Source organism: Sphingomonas sp. UYP23 (assembly GCF_054059235.1).
The window spans coordinates 2,155,548-2,179,280 of the sequence record NZ_JBSSBX010000001.1; the positions used below are offsets into that span (position 1 = coordinate 2,155,548).

The 23,733-nt window shown below is 68.0% G+C and carries 16 protein-coding genes; 11 read left to right on the plus strand and 5 right to left on the minus strand.

Annotation, left to right across the window (positions count from 1 at the left end):
• Positions 1 to 87: 87 nt before the first annotated feature.
• Positions 88 to 1,419: a sulfatase-like hydrolase/transferase gene (locus ACVWYO_RS10680; protein WP_457354947.1), complete on the minus strand. Its 1,332-nt coding sequence runs from the start codon at positions 1,417 to 1,419 to the stop codon at positions 88 to 90.
• Between the two features lie 345 nt (positions 1,420 to 1,764).
• Here ACVWYO_RS10680 and ACVWYO_RS10685 point away from each other — a divergent pair, with 345 nt between their 5' ends.
• Both ACVWYO_RS10685 and ACVWYO_RS10690 read left to right on the plus strand, forming a co-directional pair.
• On the plus strand, positions 1,765 to 3,102 hold the full coding sequence (locus ACVWYO_RS10685; RefSeq protein WP_457350625.1) for a capsule biosynthesis protein: 1,338 nt from the start codon (positions 1,765 to 1,767) through the stop codon (positions 3,100 to 3,102).
• A 172-nt stretch (positions 3,103 to 3,274) separates the two neighbouring features.
• On the plus strand, positions 3,275 to 4,021 hold the full coding sequence (locus tag ACVWYO_RS10690) for an HAD-IIB family hydrolase (RefSeq protein WP_457350627.1): 747 nt from the start codon (positions 3,275 to 3,277) through the stop codon (positions 4,019 to 4,021).
• A 238-nt stretch (positions 4,022 to 4,259) separates the two neighbouring features.
• Here the strand turns inward: ACVWYO_RS10690 and kdsA are convergent, their stop codons facing one another.
• Entirely contained in the window at positions 4,260 to 5,087 is an 828-nt protein-coding gene (kdsA, locus tag ACVWYO_RS10695; protein ID WP_457350629.1) for a 3-deoxy-8-phosphooctulonate synthase, read from the minus strand.
• 149 nt (positions 5,088 to 5,236) lie between these two features.
• Between kdsA and ACVWYO_RS10700 the strand changes: the two genes are divergently transcribed.
• From ACVWYO_RS10700 to ACVWYO_RS10725, 6 genes are all read left to right on the plus strand, one after another.
• On the plus strand, positions 5,237 to 6,232 hold the full coding sequence (locus tag ACVWYO_RS10700; RefSeq protein WP_457350631.1) for a KpsF/GutQ family sugar-phosphate isomerase: 996 nt from the start codon (positions 5,237 to 5,239) through the stop codon (positions 6,230 to 6,232).
• A gap of 7 nt (positions 6,233 to 6,239) precedes the next feature.
• Positions 6,240 to 7,049: a 3-deoxy-manno-octulosonate cytidylyltransferase gene (locus ACVWYO_RS10705; RefSeq protein WP_457350633.1), complete on the plus strand. Its 810-nt coding sequence runs from the start codon at positions 6,240 to 6,242 to the stop codon at positions 7,047 to 7,049.
• On the plus strand, positions 7,040 to 7,648 hold the full coding sequence (locus ACVWYO_RS10710; protein ID WP_457350635.1) for a histidine phosphatase family protein: 609 nt from the start codon (positions 7,040 to 7,042) through the stop codon (positions 7,646 to 7,648). Before ACVWYO_RS10705 ends, ACVWYO_RS10710 begins: the two co-directional genes overlap by 10 nt.
• Before the next feature lie 113 nt (positions 7,649 to 7,761).
• Positions 7,762 to 9,366, plus strand: a complete 1,605-nt coding sequence (locus tag ACVWYO_RS10715; protein ID WP_457350637.1) for a capsular polysaccharide export protein, LipB/KpsS family — start codon at positions 7,762 to 7,764, stop codon at positions 9,364 to 9,366.
• Positions 9,363 to 10,565 carry a glycosyltransferase family 4 protein gene (locus ACVWYO_RS10720; protein WP_457350639.1) on the plus strand — a complete coding sequence of 401 codons (1,203 nt, stop codon included), beginning with the start codon at positions 9,363 to 9,365 and terminating at the stop codon, positions 10,563 to 10,565. Before ACVWYO_RS10715 ends, ACVWYO_RS10720 begins: the two co-directional genes overlap by 4 nt.
• A gap of 53 nt (positions 10,566 to 10,618) precedes the next feature.
• Complete coding sequence (locus tag ACVWYO_RS10725) at positions 10,619 to 11,587, plus strand: NADP-dependent oxidoreductase (protein WP_457350641.1); 969 nt, start codon at positions 10,619 to 10,621, stop codon at positions 11,585 to 11,587.
• Positions 11,588 to 11,607: 20 nt separating this feature from the next.
• Here the strand turns inward: ACVWYO_RS10725 and htpG are convergent, their stop codons facing one another.
• The gene (htpG, locus tag ACVWYO_RS10730; protein ID WP_457350643.1) at positions 11,608 to 13,482 is read right to left on the minus strand and encodes a molecular chaperone HtpG; all 1,875 of its coding nucleotides are present in this window, start codon (positions 13,480 to 13,482) and stop codon (positions 11,608 to 11,610) included.
• Positions 13,483 to 13,705: 223 nt separating this feature from the next.
• Between htpG and ACVWYO_RS10735 the strand changes: the two genes are divergently transcribed.
• The gene (locus ACVWYO_RS10735) at positions 13,706 to 15,250 is read left to right on the plus strand and encodes a glycosyl hydrolase family 8 (protein ID WP_457350645.1); all 1,545 of its coding nucleotides are present in this window, start codon (positions 13,706 to 13,708) and stop codon (positions 15,248 to 15,250) included.
• Positions 15,251 to 15,375: 125 nt separating this feature from the next.
• On the opposite strand, the gene ACVWYO_RS10740 is transcribed toward ACVWYO_RS10735, so the two are convergent.
• A complete protein-coding gene (locus ACVWYO_RS10740; protein WP_457350647.1) occupies positions 15,376 to 17,328 on the minus strand; it encodes a sialate O-acetylesterase in 1,953 nt (650 codons plus the stop codon).
• A gap of 294 nt (positions 17,329 to 17,622) precedes the next feature.
• Here ACVWYO_RS10740 and ACVWYO_RS10745 point away from each other — a divergent pair, with 294 nt between their 5' ends.
• Positions 17,623 to 19,191 (plus strand): alpha-N-arabinofuranosidase, encoded by a 1,569-nt coding sequence (locus ACVWYO_RS10745; RefSeq protein ID WP_457350649.1) that lies wholly within the window; start codon positions 17,623 to 17,625, stop codon positions 19,189 to 19,191.
• 60 nt (positions 19,192 to 19,251) lie between these two features.
• Positions 19,252 to 20,910, plus strand: coding sequence for a GH39 family glycosyl hydrolase (locus ACVWYO_RS10750; RefSeq protein ID WP_457350651.1), 1,659 nt, complete (start codon positions 19,252 to 19,254; stop codon positions 20,908 to 20,910).
• A gap of 122 nt (positions 20,911 to 21,032) precedes the next feature.
• On the opposite strand, the gene ACVWYO_RS10755 is transcribed toward ACVWYO_RS10750, so the two are convergent.
• Positions 21,033 to 23,714 (minus strand): glycoside hydrolase family 3 C-terminal domain-containing protein, encoded by a 2,682-nt coding sequence (locus ACVWYO_RS10755; RefSeq protein WP_457350653.1) that lies wholly within the window; start codon positions 23,712 to 23,714, stop codon positions 21,033 to 21,035.
• Positions 23,715 to 23,733: the final 19 nt, after the last annotated feature.

The following is a 23,733-nucleotide window of genomic DNA, read 5'->3' on the forward strand; positions in this document are numbered from 1 at the left end:
GGTGGGCGCTGCTCCCATGCGTGTCGGATGTCCCACGCCGGTGATCGGACCCGCCATGGCAGGAACATGCGCGCCGCTCGGTCCAGGTCATGCGGGCGTCAGGGAACCTAGGACCGCCTGGTGCAGTTGGGCGGGCGTAAGGTCTACACGCCCCCGGCCGGGGATCGTATGGCCTGCGCCATCGAAGCGCAGCATCACATAGGGTGTATGGCGTGCGCCGCCCGGCTCGAGAATGCCGGGGATGCTTGGCCGATGATCGCCGAAGAACACCAGCAACGCCGGCCGCTGGTCCGCCGCCAGCCGATCGCACAGCGCGTGCAGCATTGCGTCGCTGCTGCGCAGATGGCGGAGATAGGCTTCGAGGCCGACCGCGGCGCCGGGTTCGCGATCCTTGTCCCACGGTCCATGGTTTTCCATCGTTACCGTGTAGAAGAGCGATGGCCCGGTGGTATCGTCGATCAACGCCGACAGAGCGGTGCCGAGCGCGCGGTCGTCGACATAGCGTCCGCCACCTGCCGGCACCGGCGCGAAGTCGTCGGCGCCGATCAGCTGGTCGAACCCGATGGCCGGCATCAAACGGTTGCGGCCATAGAAACGCAGGTCGTGCGGATGCGCGAAGCAGCAGTGATAGCCGGCGCCCTTGAGGCGGGCGGACAAGGCGTGGCTTTTCTCACCGTGCGCCGTGAGAAACGGATCGAAGCGCCGAAAGCCGAGCGCAGCCTCGCTGCGGCCGAACAGGACGCCATATTCGGTCCGCATAGTATAGGCGCCGAAGCCGCTCACTTCGAGCTCGCCATATTGCCACGCTGCGGCTCGGGCGCGGTCGAGCGCCGGGAGGGCGCGCGCCGGATCGCCGGTCAACGCGACCGGGTCGGCGAAGGACTCGCACTGGACGATGACGATCAATTGCGGGGCCAGATCGGATGCGCTCAGCGCAGCGATCGGTGTCGCGGGCGCCGGATCCGATGTCGCGCGCCAGCGATGCCAGTAGAGCAGGAGCGTCGCCACCAGGCCGTATCGGCGCAGGTCGGTGTCGAGCGCCGGCTCAAGCGCCGTCGTCGCGAGCCAGCGCCCGCGCACCAGCGCAAACACGCCGCCACCCGCGGCCAGCGCCACTGCCACGCCCCAAAGGTGTGGCCCCAATGCAGGCGTGAACAGCGCGATGAGGACAGCCACCGCCAGCGCCATGGCGATCATGCCGAGCCATCGCTGTCGCACCGAGATCGCGGTAAAATAAAAGCGCGGATGGCGCACGACGGCTACGATCAGCGCGAGATCGGAAAAAACAAGCGGTTCCCCAAGCATCGCGAATTTGGCGTTGGACGCAACGGCGAGCAGCGCCAACAGCGCGATCGCCAGCAACGCCGCGACCGGCGCGTTACCCGATACGGCCAAACCCAGACCGAACAGGCCTGTCATCGTCAAGAAAAGCAGTAGCAGCCCTCGCGCGTCTCGGAAGCGGGCGGGGCGTGGTCTTACCTTTGCGTCAACCAAGACCGACGCAACTAGCATTCCGATAAGAAAGATCACATCATCCGCCACAAATTCGCGCGCGCGATCCGGCCCGCCGCCTGCCTCGATCGAACCTTGCCTGCCGAGCTGCTGGAAGGAGAAGCACCCGCCGTATAGCGTTGAGATGACAGGCTGTCACGACCGGCGCGCGGGCGCCTGGGTTGGAATAGCCCGGACTGCGTTCTATGAGCGCGGTAATGTGACAGTTGCCCGTTGCCATTGCCAGGGCCGGGCAACAGTAAGGAATAGTGAATGTCCGATCGTCTTTCCGGCGCGCCGGTCCTGACGCCGCAGGTCGCGGCGCCGGGGATCCCGCGGCCGCTCGAGCGCCGTAATATCTTGCTCTTGCAGGGTCTCATGGGGCCGCTCTTCCGCAAGGTCGGGCAGGCGCTGCGGCGCGATGGGTATGGCGTCTACAAGGTCAATTTCAACGGGGGCGATCGGCTGTTCTGGCGTCTGCCGAACGGCATCGACTATCGCGGCACGCCCGAGGATTGGCCGCGGGCGCTTCAAGCCATCCTTTCCGATCGCGCCATCACCGATGTCGTCCTGTTCGGCGATTGCCGCCCGATGCACATCGCCGCGATCGCGGTATGCCGCGACCTGCACATCCCGGTCCATGTCTTCGAGGAAGGCTATATCCGGCCCGACTGGGTGACGCTCGAATTGGGCGGGGTAAACGGCCATTCGGCGCTGCCGCGCGACCCGGCGTGGTATAAGGCCGAGGCAGCCACGCTGCCGCCCGCGCCCGAGCATAATCCGGTGCCCTCGTCCTTCCGCCGCCGCGCGGCCGAGGGGGTGTTGTATAATCTCGCCGACGTGCTGACCCGCTGGCACTATCCGTTCTGGCAGAATCATCGACCGTTTCACCCGGTGCTCGAGGGGATGGGCTGGGTGCGCCGTTTGATGCGCCGCAAGGAAGCGAGCGAACGCGCAGGCAAGCTTCTCACTTTGCTCGCAGAGGGAGACGAGCCGTACATGGTGTTTCCGCTCCAACTCGATTCGGATGCCCAGATCCGGTTTCACTCCTCGTTTGCGGGGGTCGCAGATGCGTTGCTGATGGTGATCTCTTCCTTCGCGCAGCATGCGCCGAAGGACATGCGGCTCGTCGTCAAAGAGCATCCGCTCGACAACGGCGTGCGCGATTGGCGCGACGAAACCGCGATGCTGGCGGCGCTGCACGGCGTCGCGCACCGCGTCTATTATCTCGAAACGGGCGATATCGTGCCCGTTGCGCAGCGCTCCAAAGGGATGGTGACGATCAACAGTACCAGCGGAACGCTGGCGATCGCGCTCGACGTGCCGGTGATCGCGCTGGGCCAGGCGGTGTACGATATCGAGGGAATCACCTTCCAGGGGCGGCTCGAGGATTTCTGGCGCGCGCCGGGCAAGCCGGATGCGGAGACGTTCGCCGCGTTCCGGCGCGTGTTGATCGATCGGTGTCTCGTCGCGGGCGGCTTCTTTTCGGACGAGGCGCTCGACAAGGTGACCGAGGGGGTGGTGGCTCGCCTGCATGCGGCGAGCCCGTTAAAGGCTCCGGCTCGCGCCACTTTGGGTGAAGCCGACAAAGCCAGCGGCGTTCTGGCCTAGCGAGGGGAATGGGGCCGTCGAACGACGTCGCGAGGGTCGTATCCCGCTAAGTCTCCCATGCGTGGCGGCGTCGGGTCGCGATAGTGGACTTGCCAAGGTGGAAGTGGGTGCCCAGATGCGAAAGGCGCGGCAGTCTAGCCGCTTCCTCCGATCTGCTTTCAGGGATCTGTACATGAAGAAATTGGTTGCCTTCGACCTCGATGGAACGCTGGCCGAGAGCAAGCAGCCGCTTCAGGAACCGATGCAGCAGGCGCTGACCGATCTGCTCGGCGTTTCGCACGTCGCGGTGATTTCGGGGGGCGACTGGCCGCAGTTCGAAAAGCAGGTCGCCTCGCGCCTGCCCGACGCCGCCGATCGCAGCAAATTGTGGCTGATGCCGACCACCGGCACCAAGCTCTACACCTTCAAGGACGGCGCCTGGTCGCCCGTCTATGCCGAGCTGTTCGACGACGCGACCAAGGCCAAGATCCTGACCGAGTTCGATGCGGCGCTGGTCGCGACGGGCTTCGTTCCCGAGCAGACCTGGGGCGAGCGGATCGAGGATCGCGGCAGCCAGATCACCTTCTCCGCGCTCGGCCAGCAGGCGCCGCTCGATGCCAAGGAGCATTGGGACCCCGATTTCGCGAAGCGCAAGATCATCCAGGCCGATCTGCGCAAACGCTTGCCGGGGCTGTCGATCAACATGGGCGGCGCGACCTCGATCGACATCACGCGCGAAGGCGTCGACAAGGCGTACGGCCTCAAGAAGCTGCGCGACGCGAGCGGCATCGCGCTCGACGAGATGATGTTCATCGGCGACGCGATCTTCCCGGGCGGCAACGATTATCCGGCGAAGGAGCTCGGGCTCGACACCGTCCGCGTGCGCGATCCGAAGGAGACCGTCGCGGTGATCGAGGGGATCGTCGCCTGCCTGAAGTGAAGGTGCGGCCGGGTTCGCGGTCGGCGTCCACGTTGGTGACGATCTTGCCAGGACTTAACCGGTCCAGCAGCTAGCAGGCGGATCTGCTCGAAAGAGAGTGCCGGCGGGGCCAAGCAGGAATGGCCGGTCCTTTCCCTGCTCGGCCCGCTTCGGGCGGCGACACTGTCGGGTGTCGGTGCATGGGGTGGCACCCGCGCGCCGGTTGGTTCGTCCTGTCAGGGCAAGAACCGGGCGTCGCTTACCCCTTCACCACTTCATCAATCGCCACCAGGCGCGCCAGCAACGGCTCGAGCTGGTCGAGCGGCCAGCTATTGGGTCCGTCGGACAGCGCCTTGTCCGGATCGGGATGCGTCTCGAGAAACAGCCCCGCGACGCCCGCCGCGACCGCCGCGCGGGCGAGGACCGGCACGAACTCGCGCTGGCCGCCCGAACGATCGCCCTGGCCGCCCGGCAATTGCACCGAATGCGTCGCGTCGAACACGACCGGGCAGCCGGTCTGCTGGAGGATCGGCAGACTGCGCATGTCCGAGACGAGGTTGTTGTAGCCAAAGCTCACCCCGCGCTCGCACACCATGATGGTGCCGTCGGATACGCCCGCCCGCGCCGCGGCGGCACGCGCCTTGGCAACGACGTGCGTCATGTCGCCGGGCGCCATGAACTGCGCCTTCTTGATATTGACCGGCTTGCCGCACGCCGCCACCGCCGCGATGAAATCGGTCTGCCGCGCGAGGAAGGCCGGCGTCTGGAGCACGTCGACGACGTCGGCCACCATCTTGACCTGGTCCTCGGTATGCACGTCGGTCAGTACCGGGAGGCCGGTTTCGGCACGCACTTTTTCGAGGATGCGCAGGCCTTCCTCGATCCCGGGCCCGCGGAACGAGGTGCCCGAGCTGCGGTTGGCCTTGTCGAACGAGCTCTTGTAGATCAGCAGCACGCCGAGCCGATCGGCGACGGCGCGCAGCTGGGTCGCGACCGCCAGTGCATGCGTCTCGCTCTCGATCACGCAGGGGCCCGCGATGAAGAATATCCGCTCGTTCGGGCCGACTTTTTGACCGCACAACTGCATGCTTACGTTCTCTCTGGTAGTTTTGCCCCTATGGCCTTTTGCGTAAGGGGGTGCCTATAAGCGACCTGCGCTGGACCAGCGACCGAAGTCAATTGGATACCGATCATGGTCTCCATGCCGGCCGTAAAGGCCCGGCCGAAGGGGTTTTTATGAAGGCGATCGCAGCCACCAGCTCACAACATCCTGGTTTGCTCTCGGCCCTACGGACCACCAGAATCCAGATGGTGGCGCTCCAGGCGCTCTCGCAAGCGCTCAACGAACCGCCTCTACGGGACAGTTTTCTCCAGGCCGTCGATACGATCGCCGCAAATACGGGGCGGCTCGTCGTGACGGGCATGGGCAAGAGCGGGATCGTCGCGCGCAAGATCGCGGCGACGATGCGATCGACGGGGACTCCGTCGCTCTTCCTGCATCCAAGCGAAGCAAGTCATGGCGATCTTGGCATGATCAGCCGCGAGGATATCGTCTTCGCGATCAGCTGGTCGGGCGAGACCACCGAGCTTGGCGACATCATTGCCTATTGCCGCCGATTCGGCGTCCGCCTGATCGTCGCGACCGCCCATCCCGACAGCACGGCCGCGCGCGCAGCCGATATCTGTCTCTCCTTGCCGCATGTGCGCGAGGCCTGCCCCAACGAGCTCGCCCCGACATCGTCGACCACCGTGCAGGTCGTGCTCGGCGACGCGCTGGCGGTCGCGCTGATCGAGCGGCGTGGCTTCACGAGTTCGGACTTCCTCGCGTTCCATCCCGGCGGTCGGCTCGGCGCGCGGCTCGCGACGACCGCGCAGTTGATGGCGAAGGGCGAGGACATACCCGTCGTCAAGGTCGGGGCGAGCTTGATCGAGGCGACGATCGAAATGAGCCGCAAGCGCTGCGGCTGCACCGCGGTGGTCGACGAAGACGGGCGATTGCTCGGCGTGTTCACCGACGGCGATTTGCGGCGCGCGGTCAGTGGTGACCATATGAAGGCCGACATTCGCGACCATATGACGCTCAAGCCGATTACGGTCGGGCCCGAGCTGCTCGCATCGGACGCGCTGCGCCTCCTCAACGAAAAGGCGGTGTCGGTGCTGTTCGTCGTCAGCGGCGAGAAGCTCGTCGGGCTGCTCCACCTGCACGAGATTTTGCGCGCGGGCGTTGCCTGACGCGGCGATGCCCGATCTCATCGTGATCCCTGCGCGGTATGGCTCGCAACGCCTGCCGGGCAAGCCGCTGATCCCGATCGCGGGTCAGACGCTGTTGTCGCGTGTCGTAACCGTGGCGCGAGAGGGCGCGCGGCGGGCGGGGAATGCCGCGGTGGTCGTCGCGACCGACGATTCGCGCATCCTCGATCATGCGCGGTCGCTCGGCTGCGATGCGGTGCTGACCGACAGCGCAATCAGCTCGGGCTCGGGCCGCGCCTGGGCCGCGGCGCGCGACCGCGAACCCGAGATCGTCGTCAATCTGCAAGGGGATGCGCCGTTCGTCGACCCCGCGATGATCGCCGCGCTGATCGCCGTGTTGCGCGGCTCGACCGGCGGGGTCGCGACGCCGGTGGTGCAGCTCGACTGGGCCGCGCTCGATGCGATGCGCGTGCACAAGCAGACCTCCCCGTTCAGCGGAACGACCTGCGTGCGAGACGGCGCGGGGCGGGCGCTGTGGTTTTCCAAGACCGTCCTTCCGGCGATGCGCAACGAGGCGCTGCTCCGCGAGACGGCGGCCCTGTCGCCGGTGTTCCGCCATATCGGGCTGTATGCCTATCGCTTCGACGCGTTGCGCGACTTCGAGGCGACGCCGCCGACGTCGTACGAGCAGCTTGAGGGGCTCGAGCAGTTGCGCTTTCTCGAATCGGGTGTCGAGATCCGCACCGTCGCGGTCGCGCCGCCGCGCCATGCCATGTCAGGGATCGATACGCCGGCCGACGTGGCGATGGCCGAGCGGTTGATCGCGCAATTCGGCGAGCCCGAACTCGCATGGCGCTGAGCGTCACGATCGTCCGCCACGGCGACACGTTCGATGTCGGCGTCGCGCCGCGGCGGATCGGCGCGCGGACCGATCTACCGCTCGTCGCGAGTGGGCGCGCACAGGCGCAGGCGCTGGGTGCGGCCTATGCTGCGGCGGGGCAGACCTTCGACCGCGCGCTGACCGCCCCGCTGGCCCGCAGCCGTGAGACGCTCGCGCTGATCCTCGCCGCGCAACCCGCCCCGCCGCCGGTCGAGACGGCTTACTGGTTGAACGAGATCGACCATGGCCCCGACGAGGATAGGCCCGAAGACGCGGTCGTCGCGCGGATCGGCGCGGCGGCGATCGCGGCGTGGGATCAGGATGCGCAAGCGCCCGATGGCTGGAGCGTCGATGCCGCGCAGCGGATCGCTGGATGGAATGCGCTCTGGGCGTCGGGCTCGGGAAATGTTCTGCTCGTCACGAGCAACGGCGCGGCGCGTTTTGCGCTGCTGTCGGATCCGGCGCTGCGCGCACAGGCCGCCGCGCTGCCGACGTTGAAGCTGCGGACCGGCGCCTTCGGGACGATCGTCCGCGAACCGGGCGGACTGCGATTGCGCGACTGGAACCGTCGCTCGTGAGCTTTCGCCCGGCCGCACGGGCACTTGCATCGCGCAAGGGATTGCTGGACAGCGGCGCGATGCGCCTTCCCCTGCTTCGTTTTCCGGCATTTCCGGGCGCTGCTCCTCCCGTCATGGATCCGACGGGCGCTGCGCGCGCACCCGCGATCGCGCCGGAAACCACCGCAGCGCTGTTCGCCGCGATCCGCGCTGCGCGTGTCGGCGGGACTTTCTGGGCGCCGCCGAGCACGATCCGCGACGCCCGGACGATCGTCCGGATTGCGACGAGCGCGGATATCGATAGCGTGCCGGCGACGCTCGCGCAGGACGCCCTGTGGCCGATGTCGGCGCCCTTGGCCCGCAGCGCCGATGTGCGGTCGCGGATCGATGCGGCGCGGATCGTCGAGGGTGAGATCGATCCGTGGTCGGTGCTCGATGGCAGCGCGCTGCTGGTCGCGCATGGCGATGACGAATGGGTCGCGCTGGCGGCGATTGCGGGCAACCCGGTCGAGCTGGTCTCGGCGGGGCGCTTCGGGGCCCCCGGCGACGATGCCGCGACGCTCGAAGCGCGCGCGGCAGAGGATCTTGCGCGCACCGCCTATCTCGACCCGTTCACCGGCCAGACCGCCGACAACGGCGCGATGATCGCATGGCTCGGCGATCTGCGGGCGAGCTTCGCGGCGAACCGCGGGCTCGTCGCGGCATGCGGCTTCAGCTGGTGGAAGCGCCATGAGATCGCGCGCTTCCTCTGGACTCCAGCGCATCCGTTGCGCTTCTTCTGGTCCGAACGGCGCGCGATCGCCTATGCCGCGCGGCAAAGCGGCGCGATCGCGGTCTGGCCGTCGCGCGTGTCGGCGGGGTTGGCGGCGGCCGCTGCCGCGCGCGGGGTCGCGCTCGTCCGGGTCGAGGACGGGTTCGTGCGCTCGGTCGGGCTGGGGAGCAATCTCGTCCCGCCCTCGTCGATCGCGGTCGACCGGCTCGGCATCCATTATGATCCGACGCGGGCGAGCGATCTCGAACTGCTGCTCGCCGAGGGCACGTTCCCGCCCGCCTTGCTCGAGCGCGCCGAACGGCTGCGGACGACGATCCTCGCCGCCCGAATCAGCAAATATGGTGGCGACGCGGCGCACGCCTTTCCCGAACGCGCCGCGGGCAAGCGGCTGGTGCTGGTCGCGGGGCAGGTCGAGGACGACCAGTCGGTGCTGCTCGGCGGGGCGGGGCTGACGAGCAACCTCGAAGTGCTGCGCCGCGCGCGCGCGCTCGAGCCCGATGCCGAGATCTGGTTCCGCCCGCATCCCGATGTCGATGCCGGGCACCGCAAGGGCACCGTCCGCGATGACGACGCGCTGCACCATGCTGACCGGATCGTCCGCGGCGGGACGATGGCGCGTTTGCTCGACCTGGTCGATGCGGTCCATATCCTGACCTCGCTCACCGGGTTCGAGGCGGTGCTGCGCGGGCGGACGGTGACGTGTCACGGCGTGCCGTTCTACGCCGGCTGGGGCCTGACGCGCGATCTCGCGCCGATCCCTGATCGGCGGCAGCGGCGGCTAACGCTGGCGGAACTGGTGGCCGCGGTATTGATTGTCTATCCGCGCTATCTCGATCCGGTAACCGGATTGCCCTGCCCGCCCGAGGTGCTGATCGCGCGCATGGCGAGCGGCGATGCGACGAACCGATTGGCCTGGGTGACGAAGTTGAAGCAAGTGCAGGGACGGTTGACGATGGGGTGGTCATGACGACGGGCGAGGTCATTCTCGACGTCTCGCGGCTGCTGTCGCGCGCGCGGCATCAGACCCCATCGGGCGTCGATCGCGTCGAGATGGCGTATGCGCGCGGCTTGCAGGCGCGGCTGGGCGATCGGCTCGGCTTTGCCGCAGTGCATCCGTTCGGCAATTACGGGCGGCTGTCGCGGTCGCGAACGCTCGCCTTCCTCGATGTGACCGAGGCGCGCTGGGCGAGCGCGCATGGCAAGGGCGGGCCGCGGCCGATCTCCGAAGTGATGCCGACGCTGCTCAACCTGCTGCCGACCCGGCCGCGGCCCGGCCCCAACAGCGTCTATGTCCAATCGTCGCCGCATCATTTGACCAAGCCGGAGCTGGTGAAGCGGATCCTCGCGCACGAACAGGCGCGCTTCCTGTGTTTCGTGCATGATCTCATTCCAATCGAATATCCCGAATATGCCCGGCCCGACGGTGCGCGGCTCCACCAGAAGCGGGTCGAGACGATCACGCGCTTCGCCGACGGGGTGATCGTCAATTCGGTGTCGACCGCCAAGTCGCTCAAACCCTGGCTGGTCGCGGCCGGCCGGTCGGTCGATGTCCGCGTCGCGCTGCTCGGCACCGAGGACATCGCGCGCGTGGCGCCGTCCCCGCCGCCATCGACTGCGGAACGGCCCTATTTCCTCTGTCTCGGCACGATCGAGCCGCGCAAGAACCACCTCCTGCTGCTCAATCTGTGGCGCGCGATGGCGCACCAGATGGACCCGGCGGCGATCCCGCGGCTGGTGATCGTCGGGCGCCGCGGGTGGGAGAATGAGCAGGTCGTCGACATGCTCGAGCGCTGCCCGGGGCTCGAGGGCCATGTCGAGGAGCTCAACGGCTGTTCGGACGAGCGGATGCACGCCTTGCTGCGCGGCGCGCGCGCGCTGGTGCTGCCCTCCTTCGCCGAAGGCTATGGCATGCCGGTCGCGGAAGCGCTGTCGGTCGGCACGCCGGTGATCTGCAGCGATCTGCCCGCGCTGCACGAGGCCGGTGGCGCCGCGCCCGATTTCCTCGATCCGCTCGACGGGCTTGGCTGGGAGGCGGCTATCCTCGACCATGCGCGTGCCGGGCCGATGCATCACGCGCAACTCGAGCGGATGCGTGGCTGGCATCCGCCGACCTGGCACGATCACATCTCGATCCTGTGCGACGCGATCGAGGCGCTGCAAAGCTAGCGAGCGGATCGCACTTGGCGACAGAGCGTTGGTCGGCGCGAAGGAGTCCGCGCATGCCCGACCTCGATAGCCCGCACGACAGCAATACGCCCGCCACCGCCAACCGTGCGGTGCAGATCACGCGCTTCGGTGGCCCCGAGGTGATCGCGGTCGCCGAGATCGACACGCCGTACCCTGCGCCCGACGAAGTGCTCGTCCGCGTCCATGCCGCGAGCGTCAATCCGGTCGACTGGAAGACCGCCGAGGGCAAATATCCACCGGTCGGCGAAGACAAGCTGCCGATCGTGCTCGGGCGCGATCTGGCGGGTACGATCGCGCAGGCCGAGGGCGCGGACTGGAGCGTCGGCGACCGCGTCTTTGCGTTCATCGGGCAGGATCGCGGCGCGCAGAGCGACGTCGTGTGCGTCAAGACGAGCGAGCTCGTCGCGATGCCCGACGCGATCGACTTCGACGCCGCCGCCGGATCGGCGCTCGCGGTGATGACCGCGTGGCAGGGCCTGTTCGATCACGGCGGGCTCGAGGCGGGGCAGCGCGTGCTGATCCATGGCGGTGCGGGCGGGGTCGGCCATATGGCGGTGCAGCTCGCGCGCTGGAAGGGCGCGACGGTGTTCGCGACCGCGTCCGAGCATGACCTCGAGTTCGTCCGCGGCCTCGGCGCCGATACGGTGATCGATTACAAGAACCAGCGGTTCGAGGAGATCGCGACCGATCTCGACATGGTGTTCGATACGCAAGGCGGCGAGACGCAGGCGCGCTCGTTCGGCGTCATCCGCGAGGGCGGCATCCTCGTCTCGACGCTCGAGCCCGACGAAGCCAAGGCGGCGGAACACACGGTGCGCACCGTGCCGCGCTGGCATGCCGAGCCGGATGCCGCCACGCTTGACCACGTCGCCGATTTGCTCGCGTCGGGCGCGCTCAAGGTGACGGTCGCGAAGACCTTCCCGCTCGAGGACGTCCGCGCAGCGCACGCCTTTGCCCAAGACGAGCATCCGCGCGGCAAGGTCGTGCTGCGTCTGGTCTGACGCAGCACGACGGCGCTGGCTCAGCCGAGCCCGCGCCCGAGTACGCGCGTCAGCCGCGCCGAGAACGCCCGCGGATCGACCGGCAGTTCGCCATCGGCGATCCGCGCTTCGTCGAACAGCAGATGGGCGGCGTCCTCGCGCAGCGCCGCGTCGGCCCCCTCTGCGCCGAGCTTCTCGATCAGCGGGTGGCGCGGATTGATCTCGAGCACCGGCTTGGCAGCGGTCTCGAGCCGGCCCGCGCCGGCCAGCAGCTTCTCGAGCTGGCGGTCCATCCCGTTTTCGGGGGCGACCAAGCAGACCGCGCTTTCGGTCAGGCGCTCGGATACACGCACGTCGGACACCGCATCGCCGAGCGTCGTCTTCACGAAGGCGATGAAGTCGTTGACGGTCTCCGATGCGGCCGGTGTCGGCTCGGTGCCTTCGGGCAACGCGATCAGGCTGAGATCGGCCAACCCTTGCGTCACCGACTTGAACGGCTTGCCGTCGAAATCCATGCCAGCGGCGGCCCAGAAGCTGTCGACATGATCGGTGAGCAGCAGCACCTCGATCCCGCGCGCGCGGAACCCCTCGAGCTGCGGCGACGAGGCGAGCCGGTCGAGATCGGGGCCGAGCGCATAATAGACCGCGGTCTGGTTGTCCTTGAGGTCGGCGGCATAGTCCTTGAGCGAGCGCCATTCGCCGTTCGAGGTCGTCGTCTTGAATCGCGCGAGGCCGAGCAGCGTGTCGCGCCGCGCATAATTCTCGTACAGGCCCTCCTTGAGCACCGCGCCGAACGTATCCCACAGCGTGAGATAGCGCTCGGTGTCGTTCGCCGCGAGCTTGTCGAGCTCGCTCAGCACGCGGTTCGACACGCCCTTCTGGATCGCGGCGAGCACCGGGCTGTCCTGGATCATCTCGCGCGAGACGTTGAGCGGCAGATCGCTCGAATCGACGAGGCCGCGCACGAAGCGCAGATAGCGCGGCAGGATCTCTGCCTCGTCGGTGATGAAAACGCGGCGGACATAGAGTTTCATCCGCCCGGCGCGATCGGGATCGAACAGGTCGAACGGCTTGGTCTCCGGGATGAAGGCGAGCACGGTGTATTCGTGCACGCCTTCGGCGCGGTAGTGCAGCGTCAGTGCGGGCGCATCGAACTGGCTCGCCACGCTGCGATAGAAATCGGTATAGTCTTCGGGGCTGATCTCGGCCTTGGGCTTGGTCCAGAGCGCGGCGCCGTCGGCGATCGGCTTGGGCTCGGCATCGGGCGTGTCCTTGAGGAAAATCGGCACCGGGACATGGCCCGACTGCGCCTTGATCGTCCGCTCGATCGTGAAGGCGCCGGTATAGCCGGTCGCGTCTTCCTTGAGCTGGAGCAGCACGCGCGTGCCGCGCGCAGGCGCTTCGGCGATGTCGACGGGTTCGATCGTATAGGTGCCCTGGCCGTCGGACGACCACAGCGCCGCGGTATCGGCGCCGGCGCGGCGCGAGGTCACCTCGACCTGATCGGCGACCATGAAGGCCGAATAGAAACCGACGCCGAACTGGCCGATCAACTGGCTGCCCTCGGCATCCTTCGCGCCCGCAATGCGATCCATGAACGCCTTGGTGCCCGAGCGCGCGATCGTGCCGAGCGCTTCGCCGAGCTCGTCCTCGCTCATGCCGATGCCGTTGTCCTCGATCGTCAGGCGACGCGCTTGTGCGTCGAGCGTGACGGTGATGCGCGGCTGGCCGTCGTCGCCGAGTAGGCTTGCATTGCTGAGCCCTTCGTAGCGCAGTTTCTCGCACGCGTCGGCGGCGTTCGAGATCAATTCGCGCAGGAAGACGTCTTTGTCCGAATAGACCGAGTGCACCATCATATGCAGCAGCTTGGCGACATCGGCTTCGAAGGAACGCGGGGTGGTGGTGGTGGTCGTCATGGGTCCACGGTCTCTCGGGTTGATGATGCGCCGGACATGGACGCAGCGCCGAGGGGTTTCAAGATCGCGCACCCGGAGCGTTGTGCGGCCTGGTGCGCCACGGCGCCCTTAATCCCCGCCGGTGAATGTACCGAGCGCGCGCTGGATTTCCCGATAGCGCTACCATAGGGTGTGCGAGCATCGTCTTCGCCGACGTCAGATCGGCCTGTGCAGGAGAGACCCCATGTTCGCACGCCTGGAATTGTTCGCCCGTCCTATCGGACGGAGCAGCCTCGCTTCAGCGGCTGCGCTGCTCGCCATCGCGCCGGTCGCGGCTGCGGCGCAATCCGTCCCGCCGGCGCCGGCCGCCTCGACGCCACCACCCGGCGTGATCGAGGCCGGCCACCACGACGCCCCGCTCGGCCCGATCACGCGCTTCCCCGGCGACGGCAACGGTGCGGTCAAGACCGGGCGCTATCGCAACCTGTTCGCCGAGCAGCTCGGCGTCTCCGAAGCGCAGACCAAGGCGAAGATCGACGCGGTGTTCCACCAGCTCTTCTACGGCGACGGGCAGGAGCAGCGGATCTATTTCGAGAGCGGGGCGAACGGCAACGGCCCGCTCGCATACATTACCGACTGGGCAAACAACGACGCGCGCACCGAGGGGATGAGCTACGGCATGATGATCGCCGTCCAGCTCGGCCACAAGCGCGAGTTCGACGCGCTGTGGAACTGGTCGAAGACGCACATGCTGATCACCGATCCGAAGAACCCCTCGGTCGGCTATTTCGCCTGGTCGATGGGCACCGACGGATCGCCGCGCTCGGTCGGCGCCGCGCCCGATGGCGAGGAATTCTACGCGATGGCGCTGTATTTCGCCGCGCGGCGCTGGGGCAACGGGCAGGGGATCTACAACTATCAGGCCGAGGGCGACACGATCCTGCGCGGGATGCGGCATCATCCGGTGCTGACCGGCACCTCGCCGTTCCGCATCCATCCCGAGGATCCGCCCTTCATGATGCCCGAGGCGCCGTGGCCGAGCATCAACAACCGCGCGATGGCGGCGCAGGCGGCGAAGGATGGAACGCCGTGGCCGCCCTATCGCCCCAACAACCGGCCGCGCGTCGCGAGCGTCGGCCCGATGGTCGACGAGGCGCATGCGATGGTGCGCTTCGTCGCCGAAACCAGTGTCGACGGCACCGACGCCTCCTATCATCTCCCCGCCTTCTACGAATTGTGGGCGCGCTGGGGGCCGGTCGAGGATCGCGCCTTCTGGGCGAAGGCCGCCGATGTCAGCCGCGACCTGTTCGTGCGCGTCACCAACTCGCGGACCGGTCTCGCGCCCGATCGCAGCCATTTCGATGGCGCGACTATGCTGACGCGCGAGGGGACGCCCGATCCGTTCGGTTACGATAGCTGGCGCACCGCGAGCAACTGGTCGGTCGATTACAGCTGGTGGGGCAAGGATAAGCGTCAGCGCGGGCTGAGCGACCGGATCCAGGGATTTCTGGCGGGAGAGGGGATCGATCGCTTCGCCGATCGCTACACGCTCGACGGCAAGGCGCTGTCGACGCGGCACTCGCCGGGGATGGTCGCGGCGACTGCGGTCGCCGGTTTCGCCGCGACGCCGGGGCCGAACTCGAAGGCTTTTCTGCGCGCGCTGTGGGACATGCCGGTGCCGACGGGCGAACAGCGCTATTTCGACGGGATGCTCCAGCTGTTCAGCCTGCTGCATTGCAGCGGCAATTTCCGCGTGATCGACCGGCCGGACGCAGCGGTTCGAGGGTAGGGCGGCGTTCAGCCGCCACCCCGGGCTTGTCCCGGGGTCCACCGGGCTGACCATACTGCCTGCGAAGATCGTGCGGCACGGTGGCCCCCGGCACAGGGCCGGGGTGACGCGGGGGGAGTGAACGCCTACCGGACCGCCAGCTCGAACGGTCCGGCCGGGAGCTTGGCGTCGTCGACCAGATTGACCACCGGGAAATCGGCCCAGGCATAGCGCACGCGCGTGACCGGGCGTCCATCCCCCGCAAGCGTCACGCGGTCACCCGCCACGCTCGCCGCGGCATAGCGGCACGAGCCCGCATCCGCCCCGCACAGCTCGAAGCCGATCGCCTGGCTGGCACTGCGTGTGTGGAGCGCGCCGGTAACGCCAACGAATGTCACCGTGACGCCACCGCCGGAATCGCGGACGGCGCCGGTCGCGCTTGGTCCCGAGGCGGATTCGCTCGCGCCATAGGCGAGCGCGCCCATCGCGCGCGCAAGCCGCCGCCCGACCTCGTGCTTCTCGCCGGGATGGATGTCGAGCGGGTCGCCGAGGTCGATCGCGAGCGCGACTGCGGTGTGGCCGTCGCCCTGCGCGACGCGGCGCTGGTCGTCGCGCACACGCGCCCAGCCGCTTTCGCTCGGGGCGGTCGCGGGCGTGCCGAAGCCGGCGAGCGAGACGAGCGCGAAGGGCAGGTTCGGGACGCCGAATTGCCCGCGCCATTCGGCCATCATCGCCTTCATGCGATCGGCATAGCCGGGAATGTCGGTATCCGATTCACCCTGATACCAGGCCACGCCCGCCAGCTTGGTCTGGCCGAGCGGAGCGATCATCGCATTGTAGATCGTGCCCGCGCCGGTGATCTCGTCCCACGGCACACGCGGCGAGGTGCCCTTGACGGGCTTGGCGAGCGCATACCGCCAGCCTTCGGCAATCGGCACGACGCTGCCGTCGGCGAAGGTCAGTTTCATCGCCTCGGTTGGGCCGGGCATCCCGCCGGTCGAATAGGCATTCTCGACATTGACGGTGATGACGTTGCGCCCGGCAACAAAGGTCCCGGTCGGCACGGTATAAAGCCGCGCGTCCCAGCCGCCGCGCCCACCGACGGGCTTGCCGTTGATCCAGGTCTGGTCGGCATCGTCGATCGCGCCGATCGCGATTGTCGCCATCTGCCGCGCCTGTTCGGGCGTCAGCGTGACGCTCGTCTGATACCACAGCATCCCGAGATAGGATTGCAGCGCGGGGACGCCCCAATTCTCGTAGAAATCGATCTTCGGCACGGGCTTCCAGTCGAGCGCGGCGCCCGACTGCCAGGGCTCGCGCCCCGCCGTGTCGCCGGTCTTGTCGCGCCACCAGCGCTCCCAGGTCGCGCTTGCCGCGCGCGAAGCCGCGGCAGGATCGCGGGCGTACAGCTTGAGCAAATCGGCCTGCGCCCCGCGCCCGGCGGCACGTTGTGCATCCTCGCCCATCCACGCGGCGATCTGTGAGCCGCCCCAGCTCGAATGGATCGCGCCGATCGGCACCTTCGCGGTCTTGCGCAGCTCCTGCACCATGTAGAAGCACGCCGCCGAGAAGCCGCCGACGGTCCTGGGGCCGGCCGCCGTCCAGGCCGGCATCTGTGCGAACCCGTCGCGCGGGGTCAGCGCGGTCACCTTCGGGATCGTCACCAGCCGCAGCTGGTCGTCGGCGGGCGCCATGATCGCGCCGCCGGCATCCTGCGCGCGCTCGACCGCAAGCTCCATATTGCTCTGGCCCGAGCAGAGGAACACGTCGCCGACCAGCACATCGTGGAGCGGGGTGGTGCCGCTCGGCGCCATTACCAGCATGTCATAGGGGCCGCCGGCAGTGAGCGGCGGCAGCGTGACACGGAAGCGCCCGTCGCGCTCGGCGCGCGTTTGCGCCGATGCGCCCGCAAGGACGACGGTCACCGCTTCGCCCGGCACGGCCTCGCCCGTCACCACGATCGGCTGGCCGCGTTGCACGACGGCATGGTCGCCGAGCAACCCCCCGACCTTGGGCGCCGACAGCGCCGCACTCGCGGTCGCGGCGAGCAGCACAGCGGTCGTGCCGCGCAGTACCATGCGGCGACCCGGCCCCCGCATGGCGCGTCCAGCCGTAATCCTCGTCCGTCGCATCGCGATCCCCTCCAGAGCCGATCGCATTTAGGCGTCCGACGTCCGTTGACGCCGCGGCTTCGCGATTATAGTCAGACAATAGAATCAAAAACGCAAGGCCCCGTGAGGGCCGTGCCGAGAGCATGGGGGAATGCAAATCATGGCGACAACCACCCAAGCCGATCGGCCGATGCGCCCGCCTTTCGATGCCGTCGCGCGTCTCGATCGCGCATCCGGCATCGTGCCGACAGCCGCCTCCGCCTCGTTCCAAAGGAAAACCCGATGCCCCGCCGCGCCGGATTTGCGATCACTCTTGCCACGCTGCTGCTCGCCTCGACCGCGGCCGTCGCCCAGGATGCCGCCAGCGACGCGACCGCGTCCGCCACGATCCATGCCGACCGCCCCGGCCCGGTGATGGCGCGGCAAGTGTTCGGCCAGTTCGCCGAGCATCTCGGCCACGGCATCTATGGCGGCATCTGGGTCGGCGAGGGATCGAAGATCCCCAACGACCACGGCTATCGCCGCGACGTGATCGCGGCGCTGCGCGCGATCAAGGTGCCGACGGTGCGCTGGCCCGGCGGCTGCTTCGCCGACGAATACCACTGGCGCGACGGCGTCGGCCCGCGCGGCAAGCGCCCGGTCAAGATCAACACCAACTGGGGCGGGGTTAACGAGGACAACGCCTTCGGCACGACCGAATTCATGGGTTTCGTCGAGCGGCTCGGCGCCGAGGCCTATGTCTCGGCCAATGTCGGGAGCGCGCCGCCAAGCGAGACCGCGCAGTGGGTCGAATACATGACCTCGCCCAACGGATCGACGCTTGCCAAGGAACGTGCGGCGGACGGGCATCCCGCGCCGTTCAAGGTGCCCTATCTCGGTATCGGCAATGAATTGTGGGGCTGTGGCGGCAACATGCGCGCCGAATATGCCGCCGATCTGACCAACCGCTATGCGACCTTCGCCAAATCGGGCTCGGGCAAGATGCTCAAGATCGCCAGCGGCCCGAGCGATTCGAACTATGAATGGACCGAGACGCTGATGCGGCTGTCGGGCAAGAATATCGACGGCCTGTCGCTGCATTACTATACGCGCCCGCGCGACGTGCATTGGAACGACAAGGGTGCAGCGCTCGGCTTCCCCGAGAGCGAATGGGCGAGCACCATGGCGCACACGCTCCAGATGGAGGAGTTCGTCACCAAGCATTCGGCGATCATGGACAAATACGATCCCGCCAAGAAGGTGTGGCTGGTCGTCGACGAATGGGGCACGTGGTACGATCCGGCGCCGGGCAGCAACCCCGGCTTCCTCGTCCAGCAGAACAGCGTGCGCGATGCGGTGGTCGCCGGGCTCAATCTCAACATCTTCGCGCACCATGCCGACCGCGTGAAGATGGCGGCGATCGCGCAGATGGTGAACGTGCTGCAGGCGATGCTGCTCACCGACGGCGCCAGGATGGTCAAGACGCCGACCTATTGGGTGTTCGACCTCTATCTGCCGTGGATGGACGCGACGACCTTGCCGATCGAGGTCACGTCGCCCTGGTATCACAAGGATGCGGTGGCGGTGCCCGCGATCAGCGCCTCGGCGGTGCGCGACACCGCGGGCCAGGTGCATGTCGCCTTGGTCAATCTCGATCCCAACCGGTCGATCCCGCTGTCGGTGGCGCTCGCGGGGGTCACGGCGACCAGCGTTACGGGCCGGGTCGTCACCGGCGCGACGATGGACGCGCATAACAGCTTCGAGCAGCCCGATGTGGTCAAGCCCGAAGCCTTCACCGCGGCACAGATTGCCGGCGGCACGCTGACCGCCACGATCCCGGCCAAGTCGGTCGTCGTGCTCGACCTGCGCTGAGCGAAATACGGGCGTCACCGGCGCTCGGCCGCCGGTGACGCGGGTCCTTAGGAGACGGGTATGCGCGCGAAGGTCCATGCCCTGCTGGCGAGTGCGGCGTTGCTGGTCTCCGCCGCGCCCGCCCCGGATGCGCTCGCGCCGGTGTCGGTTGCGGTGCAGGTCGATGCCGACCGCGTAGTCGCGCCGCTACCGCCGATCTGGCGCTTCTTCGGCGCCGACGAGCCCAATTACGCGACCCAGCCCGATGGCGCCAAACTACTGCTCGAACTCGGGCAGTTGCGCCCCGACGCGGTGTATTTCCGCGCGCACAATTTGCTGACGAGCGGTGACGGCACGTCCGATTTCAAATGGGGCAGCACCAACGTCTACACCGAACGCAACGGCAAGCCGGTCTATGACTGGCATATCGTCGACGGCATCCTCGACGCCTATCGCTCGCGCGGGCTGCACCCCTATCTCGAGATCGGCTTCATGCCGCAGGCTTTGTCGTCCGCGCCCGCGGACGTGCCGTATCGCCGGCCGTGGAGCGCGAACGGCCCCAAGGGCAACGGCACCGGCGGCTGGAACTATCCGCCGCGCGATTACGCGAAGTGGGCCGAACTGGTCTATCAATGGACCCGCCACAATGTCGAACGCTACGGCCGCGCCGAGGTCGAGCGCTGGTATTTCGAGGTGTGGAACGAGCCCAATCTCGATTTCTATTGGGCGGGCGATCCGCAAGAATTCTACCGGATGCACGACCTGGCGATCGATGCGGTGCGCCGCGCGCTGCCGAGCGCGCGCGTCGGCGGGCCCGACGTCGCGGGATCGGGTGACGCCTTCATGGACGGGTTCCTCACGCATGTGACGAGCGGCACCAATTACGCGACGGGCAAGACCGGCACGCCGACCGACTTCGTCTCGTTCCACGCCAAGGGCCAGCCGAGCGTCGTCGACGGGCATGTCCGCATGGGGATCGCCAACCAGTTGCAGACCGCCGACGCGGGCTTCGCCAAGATCGCCGCGGTGCCTGCGTTGGCGCACACGCCGATCGTGATCGGCGAGAACGATCCCGAAGGCTGTGCGGCGTGCCCCGGTCCGGCCAATGCCTATCGCAACGGGACATTGTACGCGAGCTACACCGCGGCGAGCTATGCGCGGCTCTGGGCTCTCGCGCGGCGGCGCGACGTGCGGCTCGACGGCGCGCTGTCGTGGTCGTTCACCTTTGTCGGGCAGCCGTGGTTCGCGGGCTATCGCCAGCTGGCGAGCAACGGCGTCGACCTCGCGGTGCTCAACGTGCTGCGGCTGTTCGCCAAGCTCGGCGAGACGCAGGTCGCCGCGAGCAGCGACGGCGAGATCGCGCTCGACCGGATCGTGCGCGACGGTGTGCGCGGGGTGCCCGATGTCGGCGTGCTCGCGACGCGCACGGCGGGCGGCAAGCTCGCGATGCTGCTGTGGAACTATCATGACGACGATGTGGCGGGGCCGGCCGCCGCGGTGCATGTTTCGCTCGCGGGCAAGCATGGTGCCGTTGCGCGGCTGTGGCGCGTCGATGCCAGCCACGGCAACGCCTTCGGCGCCTGGCAGGCGATGGGCAGCCCGGTGCGGCCGAGCGCGGATCAGGTCGCGCGGTTGCAGGCGGCGTCGCGACTGGTGGCCGAGCCGCTGGCGCTGAGCGCGGGCGGGATCGACGTCACGATCCCACGCCAGGGTGTCGCGCTGATCGAACTGGAGCGCTAACCCGGCAATGCCGAAAGCGCCGTCACCCCGGATCCGATCCGGGGCCATGCGAGACGCCCGCTATACGCAAGCGCCTCGCATGGAGGCCGGATCGAGTGCGGCATGACTCAGGTGGTCGCCCGTTACAGCGGCACCGACGCGCCACGCGCCGTAGTGAACTGCGCCGATTGTACCGGCACGCCGCTGTCGGGCTGGCCCGATCCGACGCTCACGCGATACTTCCCCGCCATCACCTGGCGCGTCCCATCGATCGCCACCGCGCTGAGATCGCGCGGCGACAGGTCGAAGGTCACGGCGCGATGCTCGCCCGGCTTGAGCGTCACGCGCTGATAGCCGCGCAGCGCAACGCGCGGCACCCCGGGCTGGTCAGGGAAGTTGAGATAGAGCTGCACCACTTCGTCGCCCGAACGCTTGCCGGTATTGCTGACCTCGGTCGTCACGCGCAGCCCGGTTTCGGCGCCACCGGCGGCGGGCATGACGGTCAGCGGGGCATAGGCAAAGCTGGTGAAGCTCAGCCCATAGCCGAACGGATAGACCGGCTTGCCGGTGAAGTAGCGATAGGTCCGCCCGGTCATCGCATAATCGTCGAACGGCGGCAGGTCGGCGACGCTGCGATAGAAGGTCAACGGCAGGCGGCCGCCCGGATCGGCCTTGCCGGTCAGCACGTTCGCCACCGCTTGCCCACCCGACTGGCCGGGATACCAGGCCTCGACGATCGCCGCGGCATTGTCCTTCGCCCAGGCCAGATTGATCGGGCTGCCGTTCATCGCGATCACGATCAGCGGCTTGCCCGTCGCCTTGGCGCGCTCGAGCATCGCCTGCTGTTCGGCGGGCAGGTCGAGCGAGGTCTTGTCGCCGCCCTTGAAGCCGGGGATGTCGGTGCCGGTCTCCTCGGCCTCCATGTCCGAGGTCAGGCCGACCACCGCGACGAGCACGTCGGCCTTGGCCGCCGCCGCCGCGAGATCGGCGTCGGGTTGCGCCAAGATCAGCTTCCACACCAGATCGGTATTGCCGAAGCCGCGCGCGGTCGACACCAGCCGCAGGCGATAGCGATGGCCCTGCTCGAGCGTTACCGTCTTGAGCGACGGCAACGGCCCGCGATGGTCGCCGCCGACATCGAGGAAGGTCTTCCCGTCGATCTCGAGCAGACCGCTGCCCCCGAGGCCGAGCCGGTAGCTGCCGGTGACCGGCGGCACGATAAAGCCGGTCCATTCGGTGCGGTGATAGTCGTTGACGCTCGGCAGATCGAAGGCGCGCGACGCGACGTCGGCCTCGGTCCGCGTCACGACGGGCCGCGCCTGATAGGTCAAAGCGGCCTGGATCGCGCGGTCGGTGCCGGGCGCGAAGGGGAGCTTTGGCGGCGTAACCGGGTTGAAATAGCGCGTCAGCAGCCCCGGCTTGCCGTCAGGCGTGAGCAAGGCGCTGCCCGGCACGCGGTCGCCATCGGTGATCGACTCCCCGAACGGCACGAGCGTCACGGCACCCGCGCCCGCCGCACGGCGCAGCCCTTCGACCACCGAGACCGGCGGCGCGGACTGGGTCGAGGAATAATTGCCGCGCAGCACGCGCGTCGCATCGCCGAGCGGGCCGATCACCGCAATCCGCGCGCCGGCGCGCAGCGGCAGCACGCCGTCATTCTTGAGCAGCACCAGGCTCTTCTCGGCCGCCTGCAGCGCGAGCGCCATATGGTCGGGCGTCAGGATCGCACGCGCCGGCACGACTGCGGGGGCGCCCGCCACGCCGGGCAGATCGCCGTTGCGGATCCGCGCCGAGAACAGCCGGACCAACGTGCGGTCGATATCACCTACGGAAATCAGATTGCGCTTGAGTGCCTCGCGGAAGCGATCGGGCAGGCCGCCGATATCGCCGATCGTCTGTGTATGGCATTCATTGTCGACCCCTGCCTTCATCGCCGCGGCGACCGCGGTCGCCTGGTCGGGGGCGTATTTGTGGTTGTCGGCAATGTCCTTCACCGCATCGCAATCCGACACGACATAGCCGGTGAAGCCCCACGCGCCGCGGAGGTGATCCTTGAGCAGCAGGTCGTTGGCGCAGGCGGGTTGGCCGCCGATCCGGTTGTAGGCGCACATGATCGAGCCTGCGCGGCCCTCGACAATCGCGGCGCGGAACGCGGGGAGATAGGTGTCCTCGAGATCGTGCGGTGAGACATAGACGTTGGCGGCGTGGCGCGTCGATTCGGGGCCGCTGTGAACCGCGAAATGCTTCGGCGTGGAGATCACCTCGGGCAGATCGGGGTTCGGCCCCTGCATGCCCGTCACGAACGCGACGCCGGTGCGCGCGCTGAGATAGGGATCCTCGCCATAGGTCTCCTGACCGCGCCCCCAGCGCGGATCACGGAAGATGTTGATGTTGGGCGACCAGGTATCGAGCCCGGTGCCGATCCGGCCGAGCTTGCCGGTCTGCCGCCCGATCGTGTGGAGTGCGCGCACCTCGCTGCTGATCGCGCCGGCGACCTGATGCACCAGCGGCGCGTCGAAGCTTGCGGCAAGCCCGATCGGCTCGGGGAAATTGGTCGTCGGCACCGCGCCGATCGCGCCGTGGAGCGACTCGGTCCACCAATTATAGGCCGGGATGTCGAGCCGCGGAATCGCCGGCGCGACGTTGAGCAACTGCGGCAGCTTCTCCGCGGTGGTCATCCGCGCGACGATCGCGCTCGCCAGACGATCGGCCTCCGCGCGCACCGCGCTCGGCGGGGCCGGCGCGACCTGCGCCTGGGCCGCCACCGCGGCGAGGCTCACGCCGACGAGCAAGGTCCGTGCGGCAAAGGAGAAGAGCGATGTCATGACATACCTCGGGTCGAAG

Excerpts from the sequence above, each read along its gene's own strand:
- ACVWYO_RS10680 (WP_457354947.1), bottom strand. The coding sequence starts at position 1,419 with ATGACAGGCCTGTTCGGTCTGGGTTTGGCCGTATCGGGTAACGCGCCG.
- ACVWYO_RS10685 (WP_457350625.1), top strand. The coding sequence starts at position 1,765 with ATGTCCGATCGTCTTTCCGGCGCGCCGGTCCTGACGCCGCAGGTCGCG.
- ACVWYO_RS10690 (WP_457350627.1), top strand. The coding sequence starts at position 3,275 with ATGAAGAAATTGGTTGCCTTCGACCTCGATGGAACGCTGGCCGAGAGC.
- kdsA (WP_457350629.1), bottom strand. The coding sequence starts at position 5,087 with ATGCAGTTGTGCGGTCAAAAAGTCGGCCCGAACGAGCGGATATTCTTC.
- ACVWYO_RS10700 (WP_457350631.1), top strand. The coding sequence starts at position 5,237 with ATGAAGGCGATCGCAGCCACCAGCTCACAACATCCTGGTTTGCTCTCG.
- ACVWYO_RS10705 (WP_457350633.1), top strand. The coding sequence starts at position 6,240 with ATGCCCGATCTCATCGTGATCCCTGCGCGGTATGGCTCGCAACGCCTG.
- ACVWYO_RS10710 (WP_457350635.1), top strand. The coding sequence starts at position 7,040 with ATGGCGCTGAGCGTCACGATCGTCCGCCACGGCGACACGTTCGATGTC.
- ACVWYO_RS10715 (WP_457350637.1), top strand. The coding sequence starts at position 7,762 with ATGGATCCGACGGGCGCTGCGCGCGCACCCGCGATCGCGCCGGAAACC.
- ACVWYO_RS10720 (WP_457350639.1), top strand. The coding sequence starts at position 9,363 with ATGACGACGGGCGAGGTCATTCTCGACGTCTCGCGGCTGCTGTCGCGC.
- ACVWYO_RS10725 (WP_457350641.1), top strand. The coding sequence starts at position 10,619 with ATGCCCGACCTCGATAGCCCGCACGACAGCAATACGCCCGCCACCGCC.
- htpG (WP_457350643.1), bottom strand. The coding sequence starts at position 13,482 with ATGACGACCACCACCACCACCCCGCGTTCCTTCGAAGCCGATGTCGCC.
- ACVWYO_RS10735 (WP_457350645.1), top strand. The coding sequence starts at position 13,706 with ATGTTCGCACGCCTGGAATTGTTCGCCCGTCCTATCGGACGGAGCAGC.
- ACVWYO_RS10740 (WP_457350647.1), bottom strand. The coding sequence starts at position 17,328 with ATGCGGGGGCCGGGTCGCCGCATGGTACTGCGCGGCACGACCGCTGTG.
- ACVWYO_RS10745 (WP_457350649.1), top strand. The coding sequence starts at position 17,623 with ATGCCCCGCCGCGCCGGATTTGCGATCACTCTTGCCACGCTGCTGCTC.
- ACVWYO_RS10750 (WP_457350651.1), top strand. The coding sequence starts at position 19,252 with ATGCGCGCGAAGGTCCATGCCCTGCTGGCGAGTGCGGCGTTGCTGGTC.
- ACVWYO_RS10755 (WP_457350653.1), bottom strand. The coding sequence starts at position 23,714 with ATGACATCGCTCTTCTCCTTTGCCGCACGGACCTTGCTCGTCGGCGTG.